Origin of the sequence: Paucibacter sp. Y2R2-4 (assembly GCF_025717535.1) — a bacterium.
Taxonomy (GTDB): Bacteria; Pseudomonadota; Gammaproteobacteria; order Burkholderiales; family Burkholderiaceae_C; genus Paucibacter_A.
The window spans coordinates 95,511-117,418 of the sequence record NZ_JAJIRO010000004.1 but is presented as its reverse complement, the minus strand read 5'-3'; the positions used below and the strand labels follow the sequence as shown (position 1 = coordinate 117,418).

Below are 21,908 nucleotides of genomic sequence, written 5' to 3'. Positions count from 1 at the left end.
CTTGGCCTCGCCTAGGCGGAGCGGAAGGCCGAGGGCAGCATGCCGGACCAGCGCTTGAAGGCGCGGCGGAAGGCCCGCGCGTCGGCATAGCCCACCAGATCCGCGATCTCGTTGACCGTCATCTCCGAGTTCTTCAGCAGATCGCGGGCGCGCTCAAAACGAGCCGCATCGCGCAACTCCAAGAAGCTGGTGGATTGTTCGCCCAGGCGGCGACGCAAGGTTCTCGCGCTGATGTTGATTTGCTGGGCCAACTCGCCTTGACGGGGCGGCTCCTCGATGCCGATGCGCATGCGTTGCGAGAGGCTTTCAAGCAGCTCATCCTGCTGCGGTTTGGCTCGCAGCATGGCGCTGAGTTGGGCGCGCACCAATTCGCTGGCACCGCGCTCATAGCCCGGTAACTTTTCCTCAAACCAGCGCAGCTCCACCGAGAGCCGATGGGCGCTGGCCTTGAAATGCACCGGGCAGCGGAAAAAACGCTGGTACAGCGCATCATGCCCGTGACTAGGAAAGGCGAACTCCACCCGAGACGGGTTGAAATGCGGCCCGACCAAAAAGCGCAAGATCGCCACCGAGCTGGCAAAAGACTCCTCCACCAAGAACGGCTCGATCTGCAGGTCGAATTGCCGGGGTTCGGCACTCAGATGCGCCAAGGCTCCGGTCTGAGACAGGCGGTGCTCAAGAATGCTGCCCGCGTGGCCTTGGTTCTCCAGCGCCAGATGTATCGCTTGGCCCAGGGTCTCGCAGGTTTGCATGGCGACACCGGTCAGGCCCCAGGCATGGGGAGTTTGTCGCGCGCCCAGGGCCAGGCCAAGCGCGGGTTCTGGGTCTTTCAGCAGGCGCTGGGCCCGCAAGATCAAGGTCCGCGCTTGTTGGTGTGAAAGCAGGAAGTCGTGCTGATTCAGCTCGTCAGGGCTGAAGCCCAGCCCACGGCAAAGGCTGTCAGCCGACACGCCACGGTCTTCTGCGAACGCCAGCAATGAGCGTGAGAGGTAGGGGACGAGCCGGGCTTGCTTGCGGGGGTCGATGGGGCCTTGTTCAGGGCGATAGGCGAGAGGGCGAGGCATCAGTCAAAAAACAGGGGGGAATGGGCATCAAGGCTTCAGGGCTTCAGAGCGTGAGGCCGGGTAGCAAGCATCTTGGCGCGCCATGGACCAAAAAGAAAGTGCCGGCTTTGGCCGTTTTCGTTTGGCGCGCAGCCCGTGTCAACAAAGGGCTCTTTCGAGGCGGCCGGCTTGAAATAGGGCGTTTGGAGCATAACGCTGATACTCCGCGTACTCGCGCAGAGTAACTGACTTTGATGTGCATTTGATGACTTCGCGACCCACCGTAAAGGGGGATTCGGAACGGCCAGCAATGCCCCTTGCTTGGCCGCAAATGTCCCCGGGTTTACCAGAGCTCGGCCCTAGAGTCCCGCCCTTGCATAGAGGCCCGTATGGGTTCCCGAAGCTTGGGTGAACTTGGCGGCCAAAGGCCTGGAGCGTGTTGTGAAATCTCTTTCGTTTGTCTTGTCGCGGTCTTCGGCCGTGAACCCTTGGGCCCTGCTGCTGCCCGGCCTTTTGCTTGCCCTGTCGGCTTGTGAGGACGGCGCAGATGAGCCCGATGCCGCCGCGCCGCGCCCCGCCTTGGTGGCCGAGGTGCGCAGCGCAGAGGCCAATGGCTTAACCTTTGTGGGCGAGGTGCGGGCCGCTCAGCGTGCCGAGCTGGCGTTTGCGGTGAATGGGGTGCTCAGCCGAGTGCTGGTGGATGTGGGAGCCCCGCTGCGCAAGGGCGATGTGCTGGCGCAGCTGGACAGCCGACCCTTGCAGGCGCAAGCCAAAGCCGCCGAGGCGGAGATCCTGCGTGCCCAGGCGCAAAGCGCGGAGCTGCGTCTGCGTGTGGAGCGCATGCGTCAAGCTCAGGCTGCTGATGCGGCCAGCCCGGCGGAATGGACCGGCGTGCAAGCCGAGTTGGCAGCGGCCGAGGCCAGCTTGAAAGCGGCCCAGGCGCAGCGCGATGCTGCGACATGGACCTTGAAGCAAGCGGAGCTGCGCGCGCCGATCGATGGCGTGTTGGCCAGCCGCAACCTGGAAGTAGGCCAAGCGGTGGCGCCTGGCGCACCGGTGCTGACCATGGATGGCGCTGGCCGCGAGTTGCTCTTGAACGTGCCGGAGTCTTTGCCGATCAAGCTCGGCCAGCCAGTCACCTTGGTGCAAGGCCAGCAGCGCCATGCCAGCCGCGTGCTGCGCTTGGGTGAGCGTCTGCAAGCGGGCGGCCTGCGCCAGCTGCACTTGGCCGCGCCGGCCTCCGCGGCCGTGGGGTCCACCTGGACGGTCCAGCTGGCAGGCGCCGACAACAACGCCGCCGCGCTGCAAGTGCCGCTTCGTGCGGTGCTAGCCGGCGCCACAGCCAACAAGGCCCGCGTTTTGCGTTTGGCTGCCGATGGCCAGCATGTCGAAACCACGGAGGTTCAGTTGGGTCGCACCGACGGTGATTGGGTGGAGGTCAGCGCCGGCCTGAAGCGCGGCGATCGCGTGGTGTTGGCTGGTGCGCATCAGCTCCAGCCCGGTAGCCGCGTGAAGCCGGTGAATCAGTTGGCCCAGGCTCACCGGGAGCAGGCCCCATGAGCAGCTTGGCCGTCTTGGCATTGAAGCGCCCCCGCTTCACCTTCCTCAGCGCGCTGGCCCTGGTCTTGTGCGGCCTGTGGCTGGCGTTGGATTTCCCGTCTACCGAAGAGCCGCAAATCACCATCCGCACCGCCACCGTCATGAGTTCGGTGGCCGGGGCCTCGGTGGAACGCATGGAACAACTGGTGGCCCGGCCCACCGAAGAAAGCATCCTGTCTCTGCCCGAGGTCAAACGCGTCAAAACGACGGTGCGCCCCGGCTTTTCCTTCACTTATGTGGAGTTGGAAGCGAACGTCAGTCCAGCGGCCCTGCCGGCGGTGTGGCAGCGCCTGCGCACGCGAATGAATGAGCTCAAGCCCGCGCTGCCCGAGGGCGCCATCGGCCCCTTGGTGGACGATGAGTTCGGCCGCGTCGCGGTGCTCACTCTGGGCCTGACCGGCGCCGACTACAGCGCCGGTGAGTTGCGCACCCAGGCGCGCCAGCTGCGCGACCAGCTCTATCAACTGCCCGGTGTGGAGCGGGTGAGCCTGCACGGCGTGCGTGAAGAGCAGGTGCAAATTGTGCTGGACCTGGCTGCTTTGCAAGCGCGCGGACTGAGTCCTTTGCTTGTTGCCCAGGCCCTGTCCAAGCGCAATGTGCTGGCCCCGGCCGGCTTTGTGCAGGTGGGCGGCAGCGAGCTGGCGATCAGCGTGAGCGGCGATGCCGAAAGCCCGGAGCAACTGGGCAGCACGCCCATCGCCCTGCCGCGCGGCGGCTTCGTGCCGCTGGCTCAGCTCGCCCGAATTGAGCGGGTGCCGCAAGATCCGCCGCAAACGGCGGCCTATGTGAACGGCCAATCCGCTGTGGTGCTGGCCGTGTCCATGGACCCTGGCCTGAACGTCACCAGCTTCGCCGACCGCCTGCGCGCCAAGGTGCAGACGCTGGAGCGCGCTTTGCCGGTGGGCATGGGCCTGGTGCCCATCACCGATCAGGCGCAGATCGTCAAAAAGCAACTCAAGCAGGTGGGTCAGGTCTTCATGGAAACCACCGTCATCGTGATGGCCGTGGTGGTGCTGTTTCTGGGACTGCGCACCGGGCTGATCGTCGGCGCCATCGTGCCCACCACGGTCTTGGGTGCTTTGGTGGCCATGAAGTTGCTGGGCATTGACCTGCACATCATCTCCATCGGCGCCATCATCATCGCCCTGGGCCTGTTCGTCGATAACGCCATCGTCGTGGCCGAAGACATGGAGCGCCGCCTGAGTCTGGGTCACCCGCGCGAAGAAGCGGCTGCGGAAGCGGGGCGCACCATGTTCGTGCCGCTCTTGGTGTCCTCGCTGGCCATCATCTTGACCTTTATGCCGCTGGTGCTGAGCAAGACCGAAACCGGCGAGTACCTGCGCAGCATGGGCATCGTGATGGCGATTGCGCTGCTGCTCTCACTGCTCTTGGCCGTCACCGTGACGCCGCTGCTGTGCCAGCGCTTTGCGCATCACCATGCCGAGCTCAGCCGTACCGCTCGCGCTGTTGAGGCGCTCACGGGCTGGTACCGCGGCAAGGTGCGTTGGGTGCTGGGCCACAAGACGCTCTATATCGGCACCATGCTGGCCTTCCTGGCGCTGGCCGGCTATTTGTTCACGCATGTGCCGTCCGAGCTGATGCCGGCCTCCGAGCGCAAGCAGCTGCAAATGGCCATCGAGCTGAGCCCGGATGCCAGCACCCATCAAACACAGGCCACCACGGCGGCTATCAGCAAAGCGCTGAGCGAGCGCAAGGCCTTCCCCGAAGTGATCAGCCATGCGGTCTATATGGGGGATGGGGGGCCGCGTTTCATCTTGGCGCTGAACCCGCCCACACCGGCCGGCCACCGTGCTTATGCGGTGCTGACGCTGGACCCGAGCAGCACCCATGCTGCGGCGATTGAGCGCCTGCGCCAGACCCTGGCCGAGCGCTTCCCGGAAGTTCGCTTTGAGCCCAAGCGCTTCTCCATGGGCTCGTCGGAGTCCGGCTTGGCCGTGTTCCGCCTCAGCAGCGGCGATGGCTACAGCCAGCGCGCCGCCGCCGACAAGCTGATGCAAGCGCTGCAGGCGCAGACTGGCATGGTGGAGGTGAACAGCGACGCCGAACGCCAGATCCTGCGTGTGGACGTGCAAGTGGATCAGGCCAAAGCCGCCGTGGCCGGCGTCAGCACCAGCGACATCGCCCGCAGCCTGGACCTGCTGCTCGCCGGCAGCGCTGTGACCGGCTTCCGTGAAGGCGACACCGTGCTGCCCGTGCTGCTGCGCGGTGGGGCCGAGTGGCGCCAGCGCATCGAGCAACTGGCCGCCGTGCCGATTCAAAAGGCTGACGGCTCTGGCGCCGTGCCGCTGGGCCAGGTCGCCAAGGTGGCACTGCGCTCGCAGCCTTCGGTCATCCAGCGCCACAACCAGGAGCGCACCGTCACCGTCAACGCCAAGCACCAAAGCATGACGGCCGAGGGCGTGGCCGCATCAGTGCACAAGGTCTTGCAAGAGCTGCAGGCCGATGGCCGCGTCAGCGTGGCCCTGGGCGGCGAGATCGAAGAAAACCAAAGCGCCAATGAGGCCATCTTGGCCCTGCTGCCGGTCTGCGTGGTGGCCATGTTCTTGCTCTTCGTGTGGCAGTTTGAGAGCCTGCGCAAAAGCATGATCGTGCTGGCCAGCATCCCTTTCGTCAGCATCGGCGCGGCCCTGGCGCTCAAACTCAGCGGCACCACGCTGACCTTTGTCGGCACCTTGGGTCTGCTGGCCCTGGCCGGCATCATCGTCAATAACGCGGTGCTCTTGCTCGACGCCATTGACGAGGCCATTGCCCACGGCATGGAGCCCGCCAGTGCCATTGAAGACGCGGCTTCCAAGCGCTTACGTCCTATCGTGATGACCAAGATGGTGTGCATCTTGGGCCTGCTGCCGCTCTATCTCTTTGGCGGCTCGGTCTGGACCAGCTTGGCCGTGGTGATGATGGGCGGCTTGGCCCTGGGCACCTTGATCACGTTGGGGCTGATTCCGGCTCTCTACGCCACCTTTTACCGCGTGCCGGCGCCTCAGGCTCCGGCTACCCGCTGAACTCGCCGAGCGCTCATCTCATGTTGTCGATCCGCCCCCATCTCTTTGCTTCAGTGCTGCTGCTAGGCGGCTGCGCTGCCGTCGAAGCGCCCAGCCAGTTGCCCTCGCTGCAAACCCGTCATGACAGTCGCCTGCCGGGCGCGGCGGAGCTGCCGCGCACAGCCGACTCTCAACTCGTCAGCGCATGGTGGCTGCCCCTGCAAGACCCGCAGCTCAACGCGCTGATGCAAAAGGCTGTGGCCCGCAACCTGGAACTCAAAGCTGCCTTGGCCACCGTGCAAGAGGCTCGCGCGATGGCCGGCCTGGCGCGCCGCGAAGGCGGGCCGCAGGGCAGTCTGGGCCTGAGCGCGCAAGCGCAGCGGCTTTCTATTCCTGAAGTGAATCCTTATGGCTTGGAGCCCCTGGTTCGCCCGCCAGAGCAACGCTTGATAGGCCTGAGCCAAAGCTTGAGCTGGGAGCTGGACCTGTTTGGCCGCGTCGCCACCGCTCAGGCCGTCGCCGAGCGCGAGCTGGACATGGCCAACTCTGACGCGCAGGCGGCTCAGGCTCTGTTGCAAGCCGAGCTGGTCAGCCGTTATGTGCAGCTGCGCGCTTCGCAGCAGCTGGAGGCCTTGAGCGCGCAGCAGCTGGCCGTGGCCGAGCTGCGCCGTCAGCAATTGCAAGCGCGCTTGACGGCCGGCTTGGCCGATGCCCGCGAGCTGCGCGCCGCCGAGGCCGAGCAGGCGCTGCGCCGCGCCGAGCGCGCCGGTCTGCAGGCACAAACCCTGCGCATCTTGGCGGTGATTGCGCTGCTTTGCGGCGAGGCGCCGGCGACGCCCGATGCTGATCTGGCCGCGCTGCGCCATCCGCAAGCCTTACCGGCTCTGCCACTTGAGCAAACGCTGCCTTCCAGCGATGGCTTGCTGCAGCGCCTGCCGCAGGTGGCGCGCGCCGATGCCGCACTGCGCGCCAGCCTGGGCCAGGTGGTGTTGGCCGAGCGCGCTCATCTGCCGCGCCTGAGCCTGGCGGCCACGGTGGGTCTCAATGAGAGCGCCTCTCGCCTAGGCCAAGCCGGGGCGATGCGTTATGCCCTAGGCCCGGCCTTGCAATGGGATTGGCTGGACGCGGGCCGGCGCCAAGCCCGCGAAGCCGCCGCCCGCGCGGGCAGCGAGCGGGCCTGGGCCCAGTTTGAACACACCGTGCTGCAGGCTCTGGCCGAAGCCGAAAGTTCGCTGCGCGGCTGGAGTGCTCAGCTGAACGGATGGCAAGACGCCCAGATGGCTGAGCGCGCAGCCGCCGAAGCCGAGCGTTATGCCCGCGAGCGCCACAAAGCGGGCCTGGAACCCAGGCTGCAGACCTTGGCCGCCGAGGCCCAGCGCCTGGACGCCCGGCAGCGCAGCCTGTCACAGCAGGCCCAAGCGCTGCAAGCCTTTGTGCAAGTCCAGCTGGCCTTAGGGGCCTGGCAACCGGCCTGAGGCATGGGCCGTTTGATGAAGAAGGGCTTGCTGCGAGCGAACCTGGCCTTGCTGCTGTTGGCTGCAGGCTTTTTGCTGAGTGCTTGCTCCAGCTATCGCCCTTGGATCAATCAGCCGCGCGCCGTCAGCGCGCAAGAAGCCGCCGCCGCGCCCCAGGCCAGCCCCGTTCGGCCGGTGGTGGTGGCCGTGGCACTTTCCGGTGGCGGGGCGCGGGCCGCTGCCTTTGGCCTGGGCGTGCTCAAGGGCTTGAAAGCCGCTGAGTTTGAGCTGCCCGATCGCCGCACCAATCTGCTCGATGAGGTGAGTCTGATCAGCGGCGTTTCGGGTGGCAGCATCTTGGCGGCGCATTTCGCAGCTTTTGGTGATGAGTGCCTGGAGCGCTTCGAGTCCGACTTTTTGCTGGCACCGTTTGAAGGTCGGCTGCTGCGGGAATTGCTTTGGCCGGAGCGGCTCTATCAGCTCAGCTCGCCCTGGTATGGTCGCACGCAAATCTTGGCCGAGCGCCTCGATGAGCTCTATCGCGGCATGAGCTTTGCCGATGCGCGCCGACGTCCCGGTGCGCCCGAGTTGATGATCACCGCCACCGATCTCACCACCGGCGCGCCCTTTGACTTCACCGCCGAGCAGTTTGAGCTGATCTGCTCCGACCTGGACAACACCCCGCTGTCGTTTGCCGTCGCCGCCTCATCGGCCGTACCTCTGCTGCTCTCGCCGGTGACAGTGCGCAACTATGCCGGCCATTGCCCGCTTGGACCGGTGCGCACCCTGCAGGACGGGGAGCACAGCTATCGCACTCAGCTGCTGAAACGCTCGGTGGAGGGCTACCGCAATGCTGCCGAGCGGCCTTTTGTGCATTTGGTCGACGGCGGCGTGACCGACAACCTGGGCGTGCGCCTGATGCTGGACCGCTTGGTGGCCAGCGGCTCCATGCACGCCAACTTTGCCGATGCGCCGCCGGGCTCGATTCGCCAGTTGGTCTTGGTGACGGTGAACTCCGAGCGTGCCCTGGCCGAGCGCATCGACAGCAGCGACCGCGTGCCCACTACCGGGCAGGTTTTGGAGTCGCTGATCTTCGGCGCGGGCGCACGCGATTCGCAGGTCACGCTGGGCATATTGAGCGATGACCTGCTGCGCTGGCGGCAGGAGTTAGCCCGCACCCGCGGCCAGCCGGGCAGCCCTTTTGCTGCCGATGCGCAACTGCACGTCGTCAACCTGAGCCTGCACGACGAACGCGATGACCGCATCCGCGACCGCCTGCTGCGCGTGCCCACCGCCTTCACCATCGAGGCGCAAGATGTGCGCGAGTTGCAGACCGCCGGCACCCGCGCCTTGCACAGCGCCGAGTCTTTTCTGCAGTTGCAGCATGTCTTGGCTCGCTTGCGTGAACCCCCGCCCTGAGCACTTGCCTATTTGACCCACTGCGGAAAGTAGCCCAGCCGATCTTGCACTGCGCTGTCATGCGCCGGCAGCAAGACCAGACCAGGCTCCTGCTGCAGCGTGGCGCGCAGTTGCGCCACGCTCTTGTGCGTTTGCTCGGCATGCCCGTCGACCACGGCGCTGGCGGCCCAGAACTTCGGCGCGCCGGCCTTGATGGCCTCCACCGTCCAGGCCACATCGCCAATGAAGAAATAGACCTGCCCGCTGTCAACGGTCAAAAACAGGCCAATGGAGCCTGGCGTGTGGCCCGGCATGGGCACCAGCACCACGCGGCCGTCTTCAAACAGGTCCAGGCTTTGCGCATAGCCGCGGTAGGGCTTGGCCTGGAACTGCAGCGGCTCCCATTGGATGGCCGCGCTGCCGATCTGCGAAGCCCAGCTGCCACCTGGCCCGCGCGAAGGGTTCTTCACCAGCGCCATCTCGGCCGGGGCGATGGCGATCTTGGCTTCGGGGAAGTCCAGCACGCCGCCGGCGTGGTCCCAATGGCTGTGGCTGAGGATCACCCGACTCAGAGTCTTGTTTTGCGTGAAGAAACCGGCTTGCTCCAACTGCTCCCGCGCCGGCCGCACCGGCGCTTCGTACTTGAAAAAGGGCCGCCAGCCCAAGGGCATGTCCGCACGATACTGGGCATCGATCTGGCGCCCCATGCCGGTGTCGAACAAAAAGTACTCGTCCCGGTGCTTGATCAAAAAGGCCGAAAAGTTGGAGTCAATCTCCTTGCTGAGGCTGCCGCCTGGCACCAACAGCGCCTCTCGCACCGCGACGCGCGAGGTCTTGAGGATGGCAAAGCCCACCTCGGGCAAGTTGCTGGGTATGGCGATGGCTGTGGCACTGGGCGCTGCATTCGCTGCGGCGTGCAGTGGCGCTGCGAACAGCCCGTGGAGGGTGAGCAGCAAGAAGAGCAGAACAATGGATCGCATGACTGAGGCGCGCCGGAGCGCGCTTTTTGTTGAGGTGCGATCCGAGCTTAAAGATGGGTCTATAGACCAAGGTCAAGGGGGCAGCCGCAGACACAAGCCCCGACCGTTGCTGTCGGGGCCATGACCCCATAGAGCTAGGTCCCTGGCCGGTCATTGGGCGACTCGACCCCTCACTTGCGCCCCTTGCCTTGGCGCTCGTATTTGCGCCAGTACTGGAACTCGTCTTCGTGCACTTCGATGTCCAGCTCCAAGACACGGGCCTGCAACTTCTCTTGCGCATCGGCAACAGCCTGGTTGTAGATGCTTGGGCCGATCTCCTCGAGAAAAAAGCTCAGAAGCCCGCCCGCGGCGATATTGCCAATGGGCTCGTCCATCTGCTCTCTGAAATAGCGCTCGATCGAGGTTATTGCTTCTTTGCGGGCTTCTTTGCTCAATTCAATGGACATGGTCGAGTGGCCTTTCTCTCAAGTTCTTTGACTGCCATGATGCACGTCCCGGGTGCACCGCTTGAATAAGAGACTAGCCCTATTCGCCGACAACGCGGGTCTTGGCCGGGCTGCTTGATCTGATGAACTCCAACCGCCTGAAACGCAGCGCCGTCCAGTCTTCATCGATCGATATCTGCCGAACGGTATCGAAGCCCGCGCTTCGCATGGAGTCCCACCCCGTATCCCGGTTGAAATCGCATTTGAAGCACTTGGAGCTGCCTTTGGGGTAAGCAAACCAGATCAGCGCGTCGCCCTCGGCCTTGCCCGTGAGGAGCTGGCTCAAGGCATCGAGCTCGGCTTGCTGAGTCGTGAAGGCCAGAGCGAATCGAAGCGACTTGGCCTGCTTGGGATCACGCAGAACACGCACACCCTGCAGCGTCAGCAACTCTGGCTCGAAGGAGGGCGGCACGTTGACAAGGAGGATCTCGTCTTGTGCTTTCAAATTCAGCTTTTCGAAAACGCGAGCCATATTCAGTCTTGCTGCCTTTGCGGGTCAAGCTTCCAGATCAGCGCGTCTGCCCAGTGTGCCCAATCGATTCGAGGCTTAGGCCGCCTTGCGAGTGGCTGCGGGGCTGACCGGGCGCTTCCAAATCGGCGGCAAGACCTTGCCGCGCTTTGCGGCCATCACCACCATCACGAGGCCGGTCGTGGTGCAGAGCAGCAGCGCAAGTACCGATGACTCGACGCCGAAGCTGCCTCCCGTCAGCCAGTTGGGGCCGTTCACGGTGGATCGGATCAGGCCTTGTTGAGCCTCGTTGCCGGAGACGATGCCGGAGAAAATGGCCGACTGCGTGTAGTTCCAGGCCATATGGAAGCCGATGCTGACCCATAGCCTGCGGGTCAGCATATAGGCTCCAGCCAGCAAGACACCGGCTTCGACGGCGATGAACAGTGCGCCTTCAATCGTGCCCTGCGGGTTGATCAGATGGGTCAGGCCAAATACGAGCGAGGACACCACCAGGGCTGCCCAAGTGCCCAACCACTGCTCGACCGCGCCGAACAGCACGCCTCGAAACAACAGCTCCTCAAAGACACTTGAACTGATCGCCATGGCAATCGCCGGAACCATATAGCTGAAGGGATTCAAACCCACGATTCGGTAGATGCCGAGCGCCATCAGGATCACTTCACAGGCGGCATACAAGCTGGCCCCGATGAGCAGACCAAAGCCGAGTTCTCGACCGAAGCCGGGCAAGGCGAGTTCCGATACGGCACGTTTTTCGAAAAACCCGGCGTAGCCCACATACACCGCGAAACCGGCGATGGCCAAGGCGACGATGTGCATGACCGCTTTGACAGGTTCACCGGCATAGCTTTTCATCGCATCGGTGTTCAGGGACATGAACAGCAGCAAGATGAACCCGAGCAAGAGGACGCGAACGGGGGGTGAACTGAGCATGCGTTGTGCAAGTTTGGGCTGCGCGTTCGCAGGTGTGGTCATCTTTGCGTTCCCCGTCGAAGTGGATGGCAGTCATCGAGCACTGCGGGCTGCAGTGGGCGCGATATGGGCGAGCAGCTATGGTCTCGAATGATAAGGTTAACTCTCAAAGTCGGCGGCTTCAGAGCTGAAGCTCGAGGGGCGCAGCACCGAACGTGACGATGGCAGAGCCCGGCCGCCACTTTGTCTCGGCTTAGGCTCCGCTTGGCTGCCGTGCCTGGCGCCGCGGTTCTCGGCCGTGCTGGCTGGCTACATGACTTGGCCGAATTTGGCGAGGTTTCCGTTTTCGTCGACCAGCGCAAACTCTCGCATCATCCAGGGTTTGTTCTCGACCCCTTCCATGCGGGGTATCCCTTGTGTCGGCAGACCTGCCGATGCAAAAGCCGAGTGCAAGGCATCGACGTCCGCAACTCTCATATAGCAAGCCGCGTAGCAAGCCTCAGGCTTCAGTTCGGGATGCGGGAAGAAATGAAGCTCCAAGTCGCCTCGGCTCAGGATTGCGTAGGTACCTGAGGCGAGCAGCAGCCCTGAGAAGCCCAACTTCTCGTAGAAGGTGATGGTCCGCGGCAAAGAGCGGCTGGGCAAGACCGGGATGGATTTGTCGATGGAAGTCATGGCTATTTTCAAAGCCTGCCGGCCCTTGCCGCGCTGGACATCAGGCGCTGCACACCCCATTTGTGGAAGGGGATGATGAGGAGCAAATAGAGCTTCCCCAAGGTGTTGTGCGTCGTGCAAACGGTCGAAATGACGAGGTTGATGGTTTCGCCCTGGGCCTCCTTCAGCACGCTCAGCCTGAAGTCGAGGTGTTTGTTGTTGCGACCGGCGACGAGTTCGCTTGGGCTCAGGGCGAAGATGGGCCAGGGGCCGATTTTGTCGCCCACCCTGTAGTTGGCTTTCACTTCCGGACTGAGGATCTCGGCGGACCTTGGCACCTCGAGGCCGCAAGCCGAGGCGAGGCAGTTCCGAACCAGCAGCGCGCTCTTCATCCAAAGGGGCAGATGAGCGAAGACCGCGAAAAAGATTTCAACAACGCTGGCTTGCGGATGAGTCAGGGGCGTGCGGTAGGAATCTCGAAAGAACGCAGCTTCGACCACGCGGCGATCCAGAACGCTGAGGCTTGAAACTTCGCACGCTTCGATCTTCATTTGACGTCTCTCGATGCAAGGTTGAGGCCTGAGCGAATTTTTCTGTAGAGGTCGTCCATTGGGCTGCTCAGGGTGCGGCGGTCTGCTGAGGCAGGAAAGGATAGAACCTTCTCCATCCCGCGCAAAACGCAGTTGAGCACGACGAAGCTCTCTGATCGGCTGTTCTTGCAGCTGGCGAAGGTCACTGCGAGAGGAAGCGCGAGAGGAAGTGCGAGTGAAAAGCAGTCGGGGTAGCTGCCTGTTCGACGCAGCTGAGCCCGCAGCGTCGCCTCAGGGAGTTCAGGCGGGATGGCTGTAGGGTTGCCGTTGCGGGTCCGCTTGAGAGATTGTTTATTCATTGCTGCGCGGCAGCTTCGCTTGGGGCGATTTGTGAGAGAGGGACTTTCGTGCGAAGAGCAGTCGCTCAGCCAAGTCCGTAACGACCCATTCCTCAATGATGAGCGAGTTGGAGAATCGACTGACCACCATCTCGCGCCAGACGATCGGCTGACCTGTTGCCGGGAATCCCTTGAACGCTCCTGTGTGGGTAGCACGCATAGTTCGCTGCCAACTCACGGTATCTGCTGAGGCCAGGAAGAACTGCACATCGACCGCCAAGTCAGGAAAGGCACCGCGATACAGTTCGATGACTGATCGAATCAACTTCGCGCCACCGCGCAAGTCTTGATCCGTCGTGTGAACGACGTAGTCCGGGGCAAAATGCTTGCTGATCGCCTCGATTTGTCCGTCGCGAAAGAGCGCGGAAGTGGCACTCAGGATCTGCTCTTTGGCATGCTGGCTCATGGGAGTCTGCCTAAGGTGGTCTATGTCGAAGGCGAGTGCCACTTATCAAAGCTGGCGTCGTCATAATCGGCTCGCCTCATTTCCGGATCAGTGCTGGTTGGCACAGGATTCTTTGCGCTTGCGTGGCAGTTTCATACCGGATTCATTTTTCCGACGAAAGCGGCGGCTCTTACAAACGCTGGAAGGGGCTAGGAACGGCGCCGTTCGGCTCGGTAGTTCTGCTCGGTATATTGCCAGCTTTGTCGTGAGGGGTGCAAAATTTGTGGCGGAAACTAACTTGGGATTTCCCCGCAAAGTGCGTCGCTTTCGTCGGGGCCCGCTGGCCTGAGGGAATCTGACTCTGGTGTTCTACGGGGACTGTCTGCTGCGACGCCTCTTTCCTTCATCCATCTTCTCGCCCAAACCATGAACATCAGCCAGCTGGCCCGGGCCTGCCAAACCTCCACGGATACCGTGCGCTATTACGAGAAGCAGGGGCTGTTGGCGGCGCCGGCGCGGCAGGAGAACGGTTACCGCAGTTATGCGCCGGCGCAGGTGGAGCAACTGCGTTTCATCCGGGGCGCGCAGGCGCTGGGTTTCTCGCTGCAGGAGATTCGCGAGATTTTGCCTTTGCTGGCGCAGGGGCAGTTGGGTCGCGCCGAGATTGAGCAGCAGTTGCAGGCCAAGATGGCGCAGATCGACGCTCACATCGCGCAGCTGCAGCACTTGAAGACCGAGCTGGCGGCAACTTTCGCCTCACTGCGTTGCGCGCCCGAGAGCCGACTCAAGACAGCGGATGCGGTCGCGCCAGACAGCGGCAGTGGCACTGGCGTGGCCGTGCTCAAACGCAGCTTTGCGCCGCCGAAGCGGCGGTCCACCAAAGGCTAGCCAGCCGACACTGCACCTAGCGCGCGGCGAAGGGCTTCGGCTTAGCGGCAGCATTTGTGGGCCTGATGCAGCGCAAGGTAAAGCAGCAACCCACGCCGCCGTGGCCCTCGCTCAGTTCGACCGAGCCCCCCATGTGTTCAGCGGCTTGACGCACGATGGCGAGGCCCAGGCCGGCCCCGCCGCCGCTGGCTTGGCCTGCGCCGCGATAAAAACGTTCGAACACTTGTTCGCGTTCCTCGGCAGGGATGCCCGGGCCATCGTCGCTGACGCGCAAGCTGAGCGTCTCATCTGAGCCCGAGTGGCTTGCCTGCAAGGCGATACGGATCACGGCGCCCGCAGGGCAGTAGCGAATGGCGTTGTCCAGCAAGTTGAACAGCACCGTTTGCATGCCGTGGCGATCGATTTCAAACAGCAAATGCTGCGGCGCATCCAGCTCCAGCTGCTGCCCTTTGGACAGGGCCAAAGGCAGCAGTTGCCGCATCACCTGGCGCACCAGCGCAGCAAGGTCCAATGCTTCTGCGGGCAATGAGGTCAAGCTTTCAAGTCGACTCAGGTCCAGCAGCTGTTGGCTTAAGTGGGCGGCCCTGGCAATGGCGGCATTGACTTGCGACTCGGCTTGCGCGCGTTGCTCGGGCGCCTCGGCCAAGGCCAGTACATTGACATGGGCGGCGATCACTGCCAGCGGCGTGCGCAGCTCATGGGCGGCGTCTCGCACAAAGCCGCGTTCGCTGGCCTGCTTTTGAGTCAGCTGCTCGAACAAGCGGTCCAGCGCTGCCGTCAAGGGCTTGAGCTCGAGATAGGGCGCATGAAAGTGCAAAGGGCTGAGGTCGTTGGAGCGGCGTCGGGCCAGTTGCTCCGACAAGCGCCGCAGCGGCCACAAGCCGCGCGACACCGCCAGCCAAATCGGCAACATCAAGCAAGGCAAGCTGATCAAGAGGCGCACATTCAGCTGCCCGCCGATCTCTCGCACCACATCGGAAAACAGCGGGATCGGATAAGCCAGATGAAGGGCCCAACGCGCGCCGTCGTGGCGGAACAGCAGATATTCGCGTCCCTGGTGCTGCCAGCGCTTCACGGTTTGAAGTTCGCCCTTCAGCGCTTCGCGGCGCATCCAAAACACGCGCTTGCCCGCATGGTCTTGCAACTCCATCAAGGCGTCAGGCTGTTCAAACTCGCGCCGGCTGCGGTTGAACTCGCGCTCCAGCGAGAGGGTGAAGGCATAGGCCTCGGCCGCCGTCGGCATATGGTCCAGCGCTTCGGACTCATAGCGCATGAAGGCCTGCATGCCTTCGCTGATGCGCTCGGTGTCGCTGCGGCGCATGAAGTCAAATCCAATCAAGGCCAGCCAAGTCAAGCCATAGGCCAAGAAGATGGACAGCATCACGCGCCCCACCAAGCTGGGTTGCCAGCGCACCCTCAGACGTTTTCGAAGACGATGCCAGGTGGGTTCGAGTTCGCTCATGAGCAGTCCAGAAAGTAGCCGAAACCGCGCACTGTCTGGATGCGCTGCACGCCGATCTTGCGACGCAGATTGAAGATATGGACCTCGATGGTGCCGGCGTCCAGCGGCTCACCCAGCGGCGCCAGGCGCTGGGCCAAATCGGTCTTGGCCAGCACCGCGCCGGGTTCGCGCGCCAGCTCTTGCAGCAGCTTGAACTCACGCCGAGACAGCTCCAGGGGCGCGCCTTGCAGCCGAGCTTGAAAGCGCTGCGGCTCAATCTCCAAATCGCCGAGCTGCCAGACCTCGCTGGCTTGGCGCGCATAGCGGCGCAAGACCGCATGAATGCGCGAGATCAGCTCGGCCATTGCAAAGGGCTTGAGGATGAAGTCATCGGCGCCCCCGTCCAAGCCGGCCAACCGGTCGTCAAGCCCGGAGCGTGCGGTGATGACGATGACCGGCGTTAGCAGGCCGCAGCTGCGCCAACGCGCCAGCAGGCTGAGGCCGTCTGCGTCGGGCAGGCTCAGGTCGAGCAGGATGCAGTCGATGCTGAGGCCGTCGAAGTCTGCGGGCAGGTCGATCGCCCGGCGCAGCCAGGTGCTGCTCAGGCCATTGACCTTCAAGGCCTGCTGCAGGCCGGCGCCGAGGTCCAGGTCGTCTTCAATGATCAGCAAATGCATGGCTGCACTGTATCCAGGCTTGTACCTGGCGGCGGCAGGGCAAACACGGCCTAAAGCAAATCCAAAGCTTGGGTTTTATAGAGTGAAGCGCATCGCATCAACACACGCCGGGTTCCGACATGGCTTTGTCTTCCTTCAACTTGCGCCCAGTCGCAAACATGCTGGGCATGGCGCTCTGCCTGGCCCACTTCTTGAGCGCCTGTGGCGGCTCCGGTTCGCCCGATGCGGCGCAGCCGCAGCCCCAGACGCTGCCCGTCACCAGCGGTCCGGTGGCCACAAGCCATGCAGCCCTGAGCGCCAGCTTGGACCAGCTCATCACCGGGTTCATGGCGGCCAAGGGCGTGAGTGCGCTGAGCCTCACGGTGACAGGCAAAGACGGCCAAGTGCTGCATGACAAAGGCTATGGCTACACGGACGCGGCGCAGCAACGGTCCTTGCCGGCTGACGCGCTGATGGTCAGCGCCAGTGTGGTCAAGCCGATCACGGCAGCGGCGATTCAGCAATTGGCCGCCGCAGGCCGCTTGAGTCTGAGCGACCATGTGTTCTGCACGGGCCGAAACGCACCTTGCTGGCTGAGTGCAGACCTGCTCTCGGCCGACACCGACCCGCGTGTTTCGGACATCAGCATTGCGCATTTGATGGCCCACCAAGCCGGCTGGGATCGGCGCCTGCACAACGGGCTGGACCTCGACCATCTGGAAGCGCAGGTGCAGCAGAGTTTGGGCCTAAAAGCACCGCCCAGCAGCGACGATGACTTGCGCTACTGGCTGCGCCGGCCCTTGGACTTTGCGCCGGGCACGCAGACTGCCTATTCCAGCACCAGCTATATGTTGCTCGGGCGTGTCGTGGAGCGCGCCAGCCAGCAAGACTATGTCGGCTTTGTGCAGACGTATCTTTTGAAGCCGCTCGGTGTGTCGGCCACTGACTTCAAAATCGCCCACTCACCGCTCAGCCAGCGAGATGCGCGCGAACCCAACTATCTGACGGGCCTGAGCGCTCCCAGCATTTACCTGCCGGGCAAAACGGTCAGCGCCATCGATGGCACGCTCAATGGCAGCACCTGGGTCTCGGCCGTTAGCAGCTTGACGACCGCCCGGGCCTTGGCCTTGTTCGCTTCGCGCTATGCCTTGCAAACCAATGCCAGCGGCGTCGATATGGCCGGCAATGGCTTGCCTTTGGCGGGCAAGACCCAGGATGGCTTTCATTTCGGAGAGCTGCCGGGCACGACCAGCATCATTCGCCAGCGGGCCTCGGGCAGCAGCTATGCGGTGCTGATGAACAAGGCCGAGGAGCAAGCCAGCGACTCCTATCATGTGGCGCTGATGGCGCAGATTGATGCGGCGCTGGCGGCGGCAGGCTTTTGATGAGCTTCTGGCCCGGTCGGTTTCAAAAGCTTGTCTGAGCAGGACGACTTGAATGGATCAAGCGCTCGGCGCTGGTTTCCAGGCTTGTCGATAGGCGCGCGAGACCCGCAGCTTGGCGCCTGAACTCAAGGTCAGCTCGGCTTCGCCGCGCGGCAGGCTTTTGATGGCCTGGATGTGGCGGGGGTTGACTGCGTGCGAGCGGTGCACCCGCAAGAAGCCGCACTCCTGCACGCTGGCATGGGCCAGAAAGTCGGACAAGGTGCAGCGGTCCAGATGTTGGCTAGGTGGGGCGTGCAACTCAATGTAGTTGTCGGCTGCGGCCACCCATTCCACCGAGGCCAGAGGTAGCTTGAACAGCCCACCTCCGGCCGCGGCGCGCTGCGGCAGCAGCCAGTGGCCGGGCACCGGTTGAATTTGTTGCAAGGCGCTGAGCAAGACGCTGCGCGCAGCCGGAGGCTTGGCTTGCGCTGGTGTCTCAGGCAGCGCTTGCAACTGCAGTTGCCGCTGAACTTGCAAGCGTTGCCGCAGGCGCAGCACCGTGTCGGCCAGGCGCTCGGCGGTGTAGGGCTTGAGCAGATAGTCCACCGCGTTCAGGTCAAAGGCTTGCACCGCGTGGGCGTCAAAAGCGGTGCAAAAAGCGCAAAGCATGCCTTCGGGCAGGCTGAGGGCTAACTCCAAGCCGCTGCGGCCTGGCATTTGAATGTCCAGCAACGCGGCATCGGGCCGCAGGGCTTCAGCCAAGGCTTGGGCTTCGTCGGCATGGCTGGCTTCCCCGACCACTTGCAGGCCGGGCATCTCGGCCAACAGGCGACGCAGCTTGGCGCGCGCGGGCGGCTCGTCGTCCACAATCAGCAGGCTCAAGGGCAGCGGCATTGGGGGCGGCATATCACTCATGCCTTGGTCTCCATCTCAGCGGGCAGTTGCAGGCGCAAGAGCGTGCCGCCCTCGGGGTGGGGCTGCAGCGTCACTTGGGCGCGCTCTCCGTAAAGGCTCTGCAGCCGTTCGCGGGTATTGCTCATGCCCACGGCGCCCTCGCGGTGCTGGCGTTGCGGCGCGGTGCCGCTGTTGTGCACTCGCAGATGCAGCTGCCCCGCAATCACCTCGGCCTGCAGGCTCACCCGCACCGGCCCGCTGCTTTGCGCCACATCGTGGGTGATGGCGTTTTCCACCGGGGCGATCAGGAGCAGGCTGGGCAGCAGGCAGCGCTGCGCGTCTTCGCTCAGTTCGATGCTGACGCTCAGGCGCTCACCAAAGCGCGCCTGCATGATGGACAGATAGGGCCGCACCAAGGCAACTTCTTGCGCCAGCGTGTGGCGTGGGCTTTGTTGGGCGGTGAGCGCTTGGCGCAGCAAGGCCGCCAGATCGCAAAGAATACGGTCGGCCTGGGCCACGTCTTCATACATCACCGATGAAATCAAGTTCAGGGTGTTGAAGAGAAAGTGCGGCTGGATCTGCTCGGCCAGCCGAGCCAGCCGTGCCTCGGCCAGCTCGGCCTGCAGGCGCAGCAGGTCTTGCTCGCGCTGACGGTGGGCGTGATGCAGCAGCACGGCATGGCACAAGCCCACGATGATGGCGTAGCTGACCCAGTCTTTGCCGACCTCATAGGCCAAGATCTCGCCCGCGCTGCCGGGCTCGTAGCTCACGCCGGCCAGTGCATAAACAGCCAAGCGTAGGCCAAACATGCCGCCCACATGAAGCAAGGGGTAGAGCAGGGCGCCGCCCAGGTGCAGACCCAGGCGTTGCGGCCAGGCCTTCAGGCTCAGGCTGTGCTGATGCAGCCGAAAGATCAGCGGCGCCAGCAAGGAGGTGCAGCTGGTGGAGCTCAGCTCCCAGAGAAAGGGTTCCCACGGGTGCTGGCCGCCCTGGGCCAAGTAATGCTGCAGCTCCGAAATGCTTTGCAGCAGACCGATGGCCAGAAAGGCGGCGGCAAAGCCCCAGCTGAATTGCCAACTCAGGCTCCGGGGTGAGGACCTTGCTGAATCGTTGATTGCAGACATGGCGCTACGGTAGCAGCAGTCGAAGCGGCCTTGCCGCCCACGCGGTACCGCTCGCCCCTGCTGAAGCGCTGTTCACCCCAAAGCTCCCGACCCCAGCCTCAAGCTGCGACCGGGTTTTCAGCGCCCACCACGCCCTCAGTGATGAGCTGAGCAATGGATGCCTCGTCATAGCCCAAGCCGGCCAGCAGCTCACGGCTGTGTTGGCCCAGGCGCGGCGGGTCGCGGCGCAGGCCCAGGCGGGCACCGTCCAGGCTCAGCGGTAGCAGCGGCACTTGGGTGGCCCGGCCATCGGGCAGGGTCATGGGCGCCAGGCCGCCGGTGGCGAGCAGATGCGGGTCTTGCATCAGCTGCTCGGGCTTGGTGATGGGGGCAAAAGGCAGGCCGGCGGCTTCGAAGACTGCAGCAATGTCTTGGGCCGAGCGGTCTTTCAGGCGCTGGCGCAACTCGGGCAACAGCCATTCGCGCGCCTGCACCCGCAGATTGTTGCTGGCCAGGCGGGCATCGGCTTGCAGGTCAGTCAGGGCAAAGGCTTGGCAGAAGACAGCCCATTGGGTGTCGCTGACCACGGCCAGAAAGATCTGCTCGCCGCCGGCCACGTTGAAGACGTCGTAAATGCCCCAGGGCGAGATGCGCTCGGGCATGGGCGCGGCGGCCTTGCCGGTGACGGCGAACTGCATCATGTGCTGCGCCACCAGAAAAATATTGTTCTCGAACAGGGCCGACTGCACCTGCTGGCCGCGCCCGCTGCTGTGGCGCTGCTGCAGCGCCGCCAGCACGCCGATGGCGCCGAACATGCCGCCCATGATGTCGTTGACGCTGCTGCCGGCGCGCAGCGGGTCGCCCGGCCGGCCGGTCATATAGGCGAGGCCACCCATCATCTGCACCACTTCGTCGAGCGCGGTGCGGTGCTCATACGGTCCGGGCAGAAAGCCTTTGTGCGAGACGTAAATCAAGCGCTCATTCAGCCGGCTCAAGGCCTCATAGCCCAGGCCCAGCTTGTCCATGCTGCCGGCCTTGAAGTTCTCGCTGAAGACATCGGCGCTGGCCACCAGCTTGAGCACGATCTCCAGCCCGCGCGGGTCTTTCACATTCAAGCTCAAGCTGAGCTTGTTGCGGTTGAACAAGGGGTAAAAGCCGGCGCCCGAGCCGAGCAGTTGGCGGGTGTTGTCGCCACTCAGTGGTTCGACCTTGATGACCTCGGCACCCAGGTCGGCCAGCACCATGCCGCAGGTCGGGCCCATCACCATATGGGTGAACTCGATCACCCGCAGGCCGGCCAGGGGCAGGGCGGCGTTCGAGGCGGTGGACGGGCTGTGGGTGTCCTCTGACTTTGCACTCATCGTGGTCGCTGTCGGCTTTGTTGGCGCAGCTGGGCCTGTTGAGGCCCGAACTGTTGGTGGGAAAAGGCCTCGCGAGTATCTCGCAGAGCGATCGCCGCCTCGTTTGGATGGCCGGGCATGCATCGGCGCTGGTGTCGATTCGTCGCGCTGACTGTCGAAACATCGCAAGCGTCTCGGCCTTGTCTGCCCTGTGGCTCAAAGTTCAGCCCAACAGAGCACGTCGCCCTGAGTTGAGAGTGAAAAAAGGAGTCGATCATGATGAGCAGCAAGCACGATCTCGCAGTCGCACCTCGCAGCCTGGAGGCGCAGCGCGAAGAGTTCTCTCGCCGGCGCGGCTTGGCCATGCCGCTGGCGGGCACTTTGGCTTGGGCGGGCATTGGCCTGGTGGGCTGGCTGGGCACGCCGTATCAGGCGGTGATGGCCCTGTACTTGGGCACCGGCGTCATCTTTTATCTGGGCGCGTTCTTGTCGCGTTTTACCGGTGAGAACTTCTTTGCCCGCAACAAGCCCAAGAACGAATTTGACCGGCTCTTCATCTCAGCCGTGCTCATGTGCCTGCTGATCTTTGCCATTGCCCTGCCTTGGGCGACGCAAGACTATCAATCGCTACCGCTGAGTTTCGGCGTGCTGGCTGGGCTGATGTGGCTGCCCTATAGCTGGATCATTCAGCACTGGGTTGGCGTCTTTCATGCGCTGGCGCGCAGCGTGTTGGTGCTGGGCGCTTGGTATGCCTTTCCGGCCCAGCGCTTTGTCTTGATTCCGGCGCTGATCGTGGCGGTGTATCTGCTCACCATCTGGGTGATGGAACGGCGCTGGCAGCAGGCTCAGCGCATCGGGAGTTTTTCGCTGCGGGCTGAAGCTGCAGTAGCAGCCTGATGGAGCGAGGCGGCCC

The 21,908-nt window shown here is 63.7% G+C and carries 21 protein-coding genes; 7 read left to right on the top strand and 14 right to left on the bottom strand.

Annotated elements, in window-relative coordinates; translation table 11 throughout:
• Positions 1-11: 11 nt before the first annotated feature.
• Positions 12-1,064: an AraC family transcriptional regulator gene (locus LNV06_RS15775; RefSeq protein WP_263539253.1), complete on the bottom strand. Its 1,053-nt coding sequence runs from the start codon at positions 1,062-1,064 to the stop codon at positions 12-14.
• 420 nt (positions 1,065-1,484) lie between these two features.
• Here LNV06_RS15775 and LNV06_RS15770 point away from each other — a divergent pair, with 420 nt between their 5' ends.
• From LNV06_RS15770 to LNV06_RS15755, 4 genes are read left to right on the top strand one after another with little or no spacing between them, the layout of a single operon-like run.
• Positions 1,485-2,603 carry an efflux RND transporter periplasmic adaptor subunit gene (locus LNV06_RS15770; RefSeq protein ID WP_263539252.1) on the top strand — a complete coding sequence of 373 codons (1,119 nt, stop codon included), beginning with the start codon at positions 1,485-1,487 and terminating at the stop codon, positions 2,601-2,603.
• Positions 2,600-5,665, top strand: a complete 3,066-nt coding sequence (locus LNV06_RS15765) for an efflux RND transporter permease subunit (RefSeq protein WP_263539251.1) — start codon at positions 2,600-2,602, stop codon at positions 5,663-5,665. Before LNV06_RS15770 ends, LNV06_RS15765 begins: the two co-directional genes overlap by 4 nt.
• 20 nt (positions 5,666-5,685) lie before the next feature.
• The gene (locus LNV06_RS15760) at positions 5,686-7,119 is read left to right on the top strand and encodes a TolC family protein (RefSeq protein WP_263539250.1); all 1,434 of its coding nucleotides are present in this window, start codon (positions 5,686-5,688) and stop codon (positions 7,117-7,119) included.
• 3 nt (positions 7,120-7,122) lie between these two features.
• A complete protein-coding gene (locus LNV06_RS15755) occupies positions 7,123-8,517 on the top strand; it encodes a patatin-like phospholipase family protein (protein ID WP_263539249.1) in 1,395 nt (464 codons plus the stop codon).
• A gap of 8 nt (positions 8,518-8,525) precedes the next feature.
• Here LNV06_RS15755 and LNV06_RS15750 read toward each other — a convergent pair whose 3' ends face one another.
• The 8 genes from LNV06_RS15750 to LNV06_RS15715 all read right to left on the bottom strand — a co-directional run bounded on the left by LNV06_RS15750 (position 8,526) and on the right by LNV06_RS15715 (position 13,330).
• The gene (locus tag LNV06_RS15750; protein ID WP_263539248.1) at positions 8,526-9,476 is read right to left on the bottom strand and encodes an MBL fold metallo-hydrolase; all 951 of its coding nucleotides are present in this window, start codon (positions 9,474-9,476) and stop codon (positions 8,526-8,528) included.
• A gap of 170 nt (positions 9,477-9,646) precedes the next feature.
• The gene (locus LNV06_RS15745; RefSeq protein ID WP_263539247.1) at positions 9,647-9,922 is read right to left on the bottom strand and encodes a DUF2164 domain-containing protein; all 276 of its coding nucleotides are present in this window, start codon (positions 9,920-9,922) and stop codon (positions 9,647-9,649) included.
• A 79-nt stretch (positions 9,923-10,001) separates the two neighbouring features.
• Complete coding sequence (locus tag LNV06_RS15740; RefSeq protein ID WP_263539246.1) at positions 10,002-10,406, bottom strand: hypothetical protein; 405 nt, start codon at positions 10,404-10,406, stop codon at positions 10,002-10,004.
• Between the two features lie 102 nt (positions 10,407-10,508).
• On the bottom strand, positions 10,509-11,306 hold the full coding sequence (locus LNV06_RS15735) for a CPBP family intramembrane glutamic endopeptidase (RefSeq protein WP_263539245.1): 798 nt from the start codon (positions 11,304-11,306) through the stop codon (positions 10,509-10,511).
• A 345-nt stretch (positions 11,307-11,651) separates the two neighbouring features.
• Positions 11,652-12,017, bottom strand: a complete 366-nt coding sequence (locus tag LNV06_RS15730; protein ID WP_263539244.1) for a bleomycin resistance protein — start codon at positions 12,015-12,017, stop codon at positions 11,652-11,654.
• An 8-nt stretch (positions 12,018-12,025) separates the two neighbouring features.
• Positions 12,026-12,496 (bottom strand): DUF2867 domain-containing protein, encoded by a 471-nt coding sequence (locus LNV06_RS15725; protein WP_263539243.1) that lies wholly within the window; start codon positions 12,494-12,496, stop codon positions 12,026-12,028.
• Positions 12,497-12,543: 47 nt separating this feature from the next.
• Positions 12,544-12,885, bottom strand: a complete 342-nt coding sequence (locus LNV06_RS15720) for a hypothetical protein (RefSeq protein ID WP_263539242.1) — start codon at positions 12,883-12,885, stop codon at positions 12,544-12,546.
• Positions 12,878-13,330 carry an ester cyclase gene (locus LNV06_RS15715; RefSeq protein ID WP_263539241.1) on the bottom strand — a complete coding sequence of 151 codons (453 nt, stop codon included), beginning with the start codon at positions 13,328-13,330 and terminating at the stop codon, positions 12,878-12,880. The genes LNV06_RS15720 and LNV06_RS15715 overlap by 8 nt, the downstream gene beginning before the upstream one ends.
• Positions 13,331-13,735: 405 nt before the next feature.
• Here LNV06_RS15715 and LNV06_RS15710 point away from each other — a divergent pair, with 405 nt between their 5' ends.
• The gene (locus tag LNV06_RS15710; RefSeq protein WP_263539240.1) at positions 13,736-14,197 is read left to right on the top strand and encodes a heavy metal-responsive transcriptional regulator; all 462 of its coding nucleotides are present in this window, start codon (positions 13,736-13,738) and stop codon (positions 14,195-14,197) included.
• A gap of 16 nt (positions 14,198-14,213) precedes the next feature.
• On the opposite strand, the gene LNV06_RS15705 is transcribed toward LNV06_RS15710, so the two are convergent.
• Both LNV06_RS15705 and LNV06_RS15700 read right to left on the bottom strand, forming a co-directional pair.
• Positions 14,214-15,659, bottom strand: a complete 1,446-nt coding sequence (locus LNV06_RS15705; protein ID WP_263539239.1) for a sensor histidine kinase — start codon at positions 15,657-15,659, stop codon at positions 14,214-14,216.
• The gene (locus LNV06_RS15700; protein ID WP_263539238.1) at positions 15,656-16,315 is read right to left on the bottom strand and encodes a response regulator; all 660 of its coding nucleotides are present in this window, start codon (positions 16,313-16,315) and stop codon (positions 15,656-15,658) included. The genes LNV06_RS15705 and LNV06_RS15700 overlap by 4 nt, the downstream gene beginning before the upstream one ends.
• 119 nt (positions 16,316-16,434) lie before the next feature.
• Between LNV06_RS15700 and LNV06_RS15695 the strand changes: the two genes are divergently transcribed.
• Positions 16,435-17,679, top strand: coding sequence for a serine hydrolase domain-containing protein (locus LNV06_RS15695; RefSeq protein WP_263539237.1), 1,245 nt, complete (start codon positions 16,435-16,437; stop codon positions 17,677-17,679).
• A gap of 57 nt (positions 17,680-17,736) precedes the next feature.
• Here the strand turns inward: LNV06_RS15695 and LNV06_RS15690 are convergent, their stop codons facing one another.
• The 3 genes from LNV06_RS15690 to LNV06_RS15680 form a co-directional block, all read right to left on the bottom strand.
• Complete coding sequence (locus LNV06_RS15690; protein WP_263539236.1) at positions 17,737-18,573, bottom strand: LytR/AlgR family response regulator transcription factor; 837 nt, start codon at positions 18,571-18,573, stop codon at positions 17,737-17,739.
• Positions 18,570-19,676 (bottom strand): sensor histidine kinase, encoded by a 1,107-nt coding sequence (locus LNV06_RS15685; protein WP_263539235.1) that lies wholly within the window; start codon positions 19,674-19,676, stop codon positions 18,570-18,572. Before LNV06_RS15685 ends, LNV06_RS15690 begins: the two co-directional genes overlap by 4 nt.
• Positions 19,677-19,774: 98 nt before the next feature.
• Entirely contained in the window at positions 19,775-21,016 is a 1,242-nt protein-coding gene (locus LNV06_RS15680) for a CaiB/BaiF CoA transferase family protein (protein ID WP_263539234.1), read from the bottom strand.
• 255 nt (positions 21,017-21,271) lie between these two features.
• Here LNV06_RS15680 and LNV06_RS15675 point away from each other — a divergent pair, with 255 nt between their 5' ends.
• Positions 21,272-21,892: a DUF7010 family protein gene (locus LNV06_RS15675; protein WP_263539233.1), complete on the top strand. Its 621-nt coding sequence runs from the start codon at positions 21,272-21,274 to the stop codon at positions 21,890-21,892.
• Positions 21,893-21,908 lie beyond the last annotated feature (16 nt).

What these genes read in the sequence shown, in the direction of transcription:
- LNV06_RS15685 (WP_263539235.1), bottom strand. Translation starts at nt 19,676, where the DNA reads ATGTCTGCAATCAACGATTCAGCAAGGTCCTCACCCCGGAGCCTGAGT.
- LNV06_RS15690 (WP_263539236.1), bottom strand. Translation starts at nt 18,573, where the DNA reads ATGAGTGATATGCCGCCCCCAATGCCGCTGCCCTTGAGCCTGCTGATT.
- LNV06_RS15745 (WP_263539247.1), bottom strand. Translation starts at nt 9,922, where the DNA reads ATGTCCATTGAATTGAGCAAAGAAGCCCGCAAAGAAGCAATAACCTCG.
- LNV06_RS15695 (WP_263539237.1), top strand. Translation starts at nt 16,435, where the DNA reads ATGGCTTTGTCTTCCTTCAACTTGCGCCCAGTCGCAAACATGCTGGGC.
- LNV06_RS15735 (WP_263539245.1), bottom strand. Translation starts at nt 11,306, where the DNA reads ATGTCCCTGAACACCGATGCGATGAAAAGCTATGCCGGTGAACCTGTC.
- LNV06_RS15750 (WP_263539248.1), bottom strand. Translation starts at nt 9,476, where the DNA reads ATGCGATCCATTGTTCTGCTCTTCTTGCTGCTCACCCTCCACGGGCTG.
- LNV06_RS15775 (WP_263539253.1), bottom strand. Translation starts at nt 1,064, where the DNA reads ATGCCTCGCCCTCTCGCCTATCGCCCTGAACAAGGCCCCATCGACCCC.
- LNV06_RS15675 (WP_263539233.1), top strand. Translation starts at nt 21,272, where the DNA reads ATGATGAGCAGCAAGCACGATCTCGCAGTCGCACCTCGCAGCCTGGAG.
- LNV06_RS15730 (WP_263539244.1), bottom strand. Translation starts at nt 12,017, where the DNA reads ATGACTTCCATCGACAAATCCATCCCGGTCTTGCCCAGCCGCTCTTTG.
- LNV06_RS15755 (WP_263539249.1), top strand. Translation starts at nt 7,123, where the DNA reads ATGGGCCGTTTGATGAAGAAGGGCTTGCTGCGAGCGAACCTGGCCTTG.
- LNV06_RS15705 (WP_263539239.1), bottom strand. Translation starts at nt 15,659, where the DNA reads ATGAGCGAACTCGAACCCACCTGGCATCGTCTTCGAAAACGTCTGAGG.
- LNV06_RS15710 (WP_263539240.1), top strand. Translation starts at nt 13,736, where the DNA reads ATGAACATCAGCCAGCTGGCCCGGGCCTGCCAAACCTCCACGGATACC.
- LNV06_RS15720 (WP_263539242.1), bottom strand. Translation starts at nt 12,885, where the DNA reads ATGAATAAACAATCTCTCAAGCGGACCCGCAACGGCAACCCTACAGCC.
- LNV06_RS15680 (WP_263539234.1), bottom strand. Translation starts at nt 21,016, where the DNA reads ATGAGTGCAAAGTCAGAGGACACCCACAGCCCGTCCACCGCCTCGAAC.
- LNV06_RS15760 (WP_263539250.1), top strand. Translation starts at nt 5,686, where the DNA reads ATGTTGTCGATCCGCCCCCATCTCTTTGCTTCAGTGCTGCTGCTAGGC.
- LNV06_RS15700 (WP_263539238.1), bottom strand. Translation starts at nt 16,315, where the DNA reads ATGCATTTGCTGATCATTGAAGACGACCTGGACCTCGGCGCCGGCCTG.
- LNV06_RS15715 (WP_263539241.1), bottom strand. Translation starts at nt 13,330, where the DNA reads ATGAGCCAGCATGCCAAAGAGCAGATCCTGAGTGCCACTTCCGCGCTC.
- LNV06_RS15765 (WP_263539251.1), top strand. Translation starts at nt 2,600, where the DNA reads ATGAGCAGCTTGGCCGTCTTGGCATTGAAGCGCCCCCGCTTCACCTTC.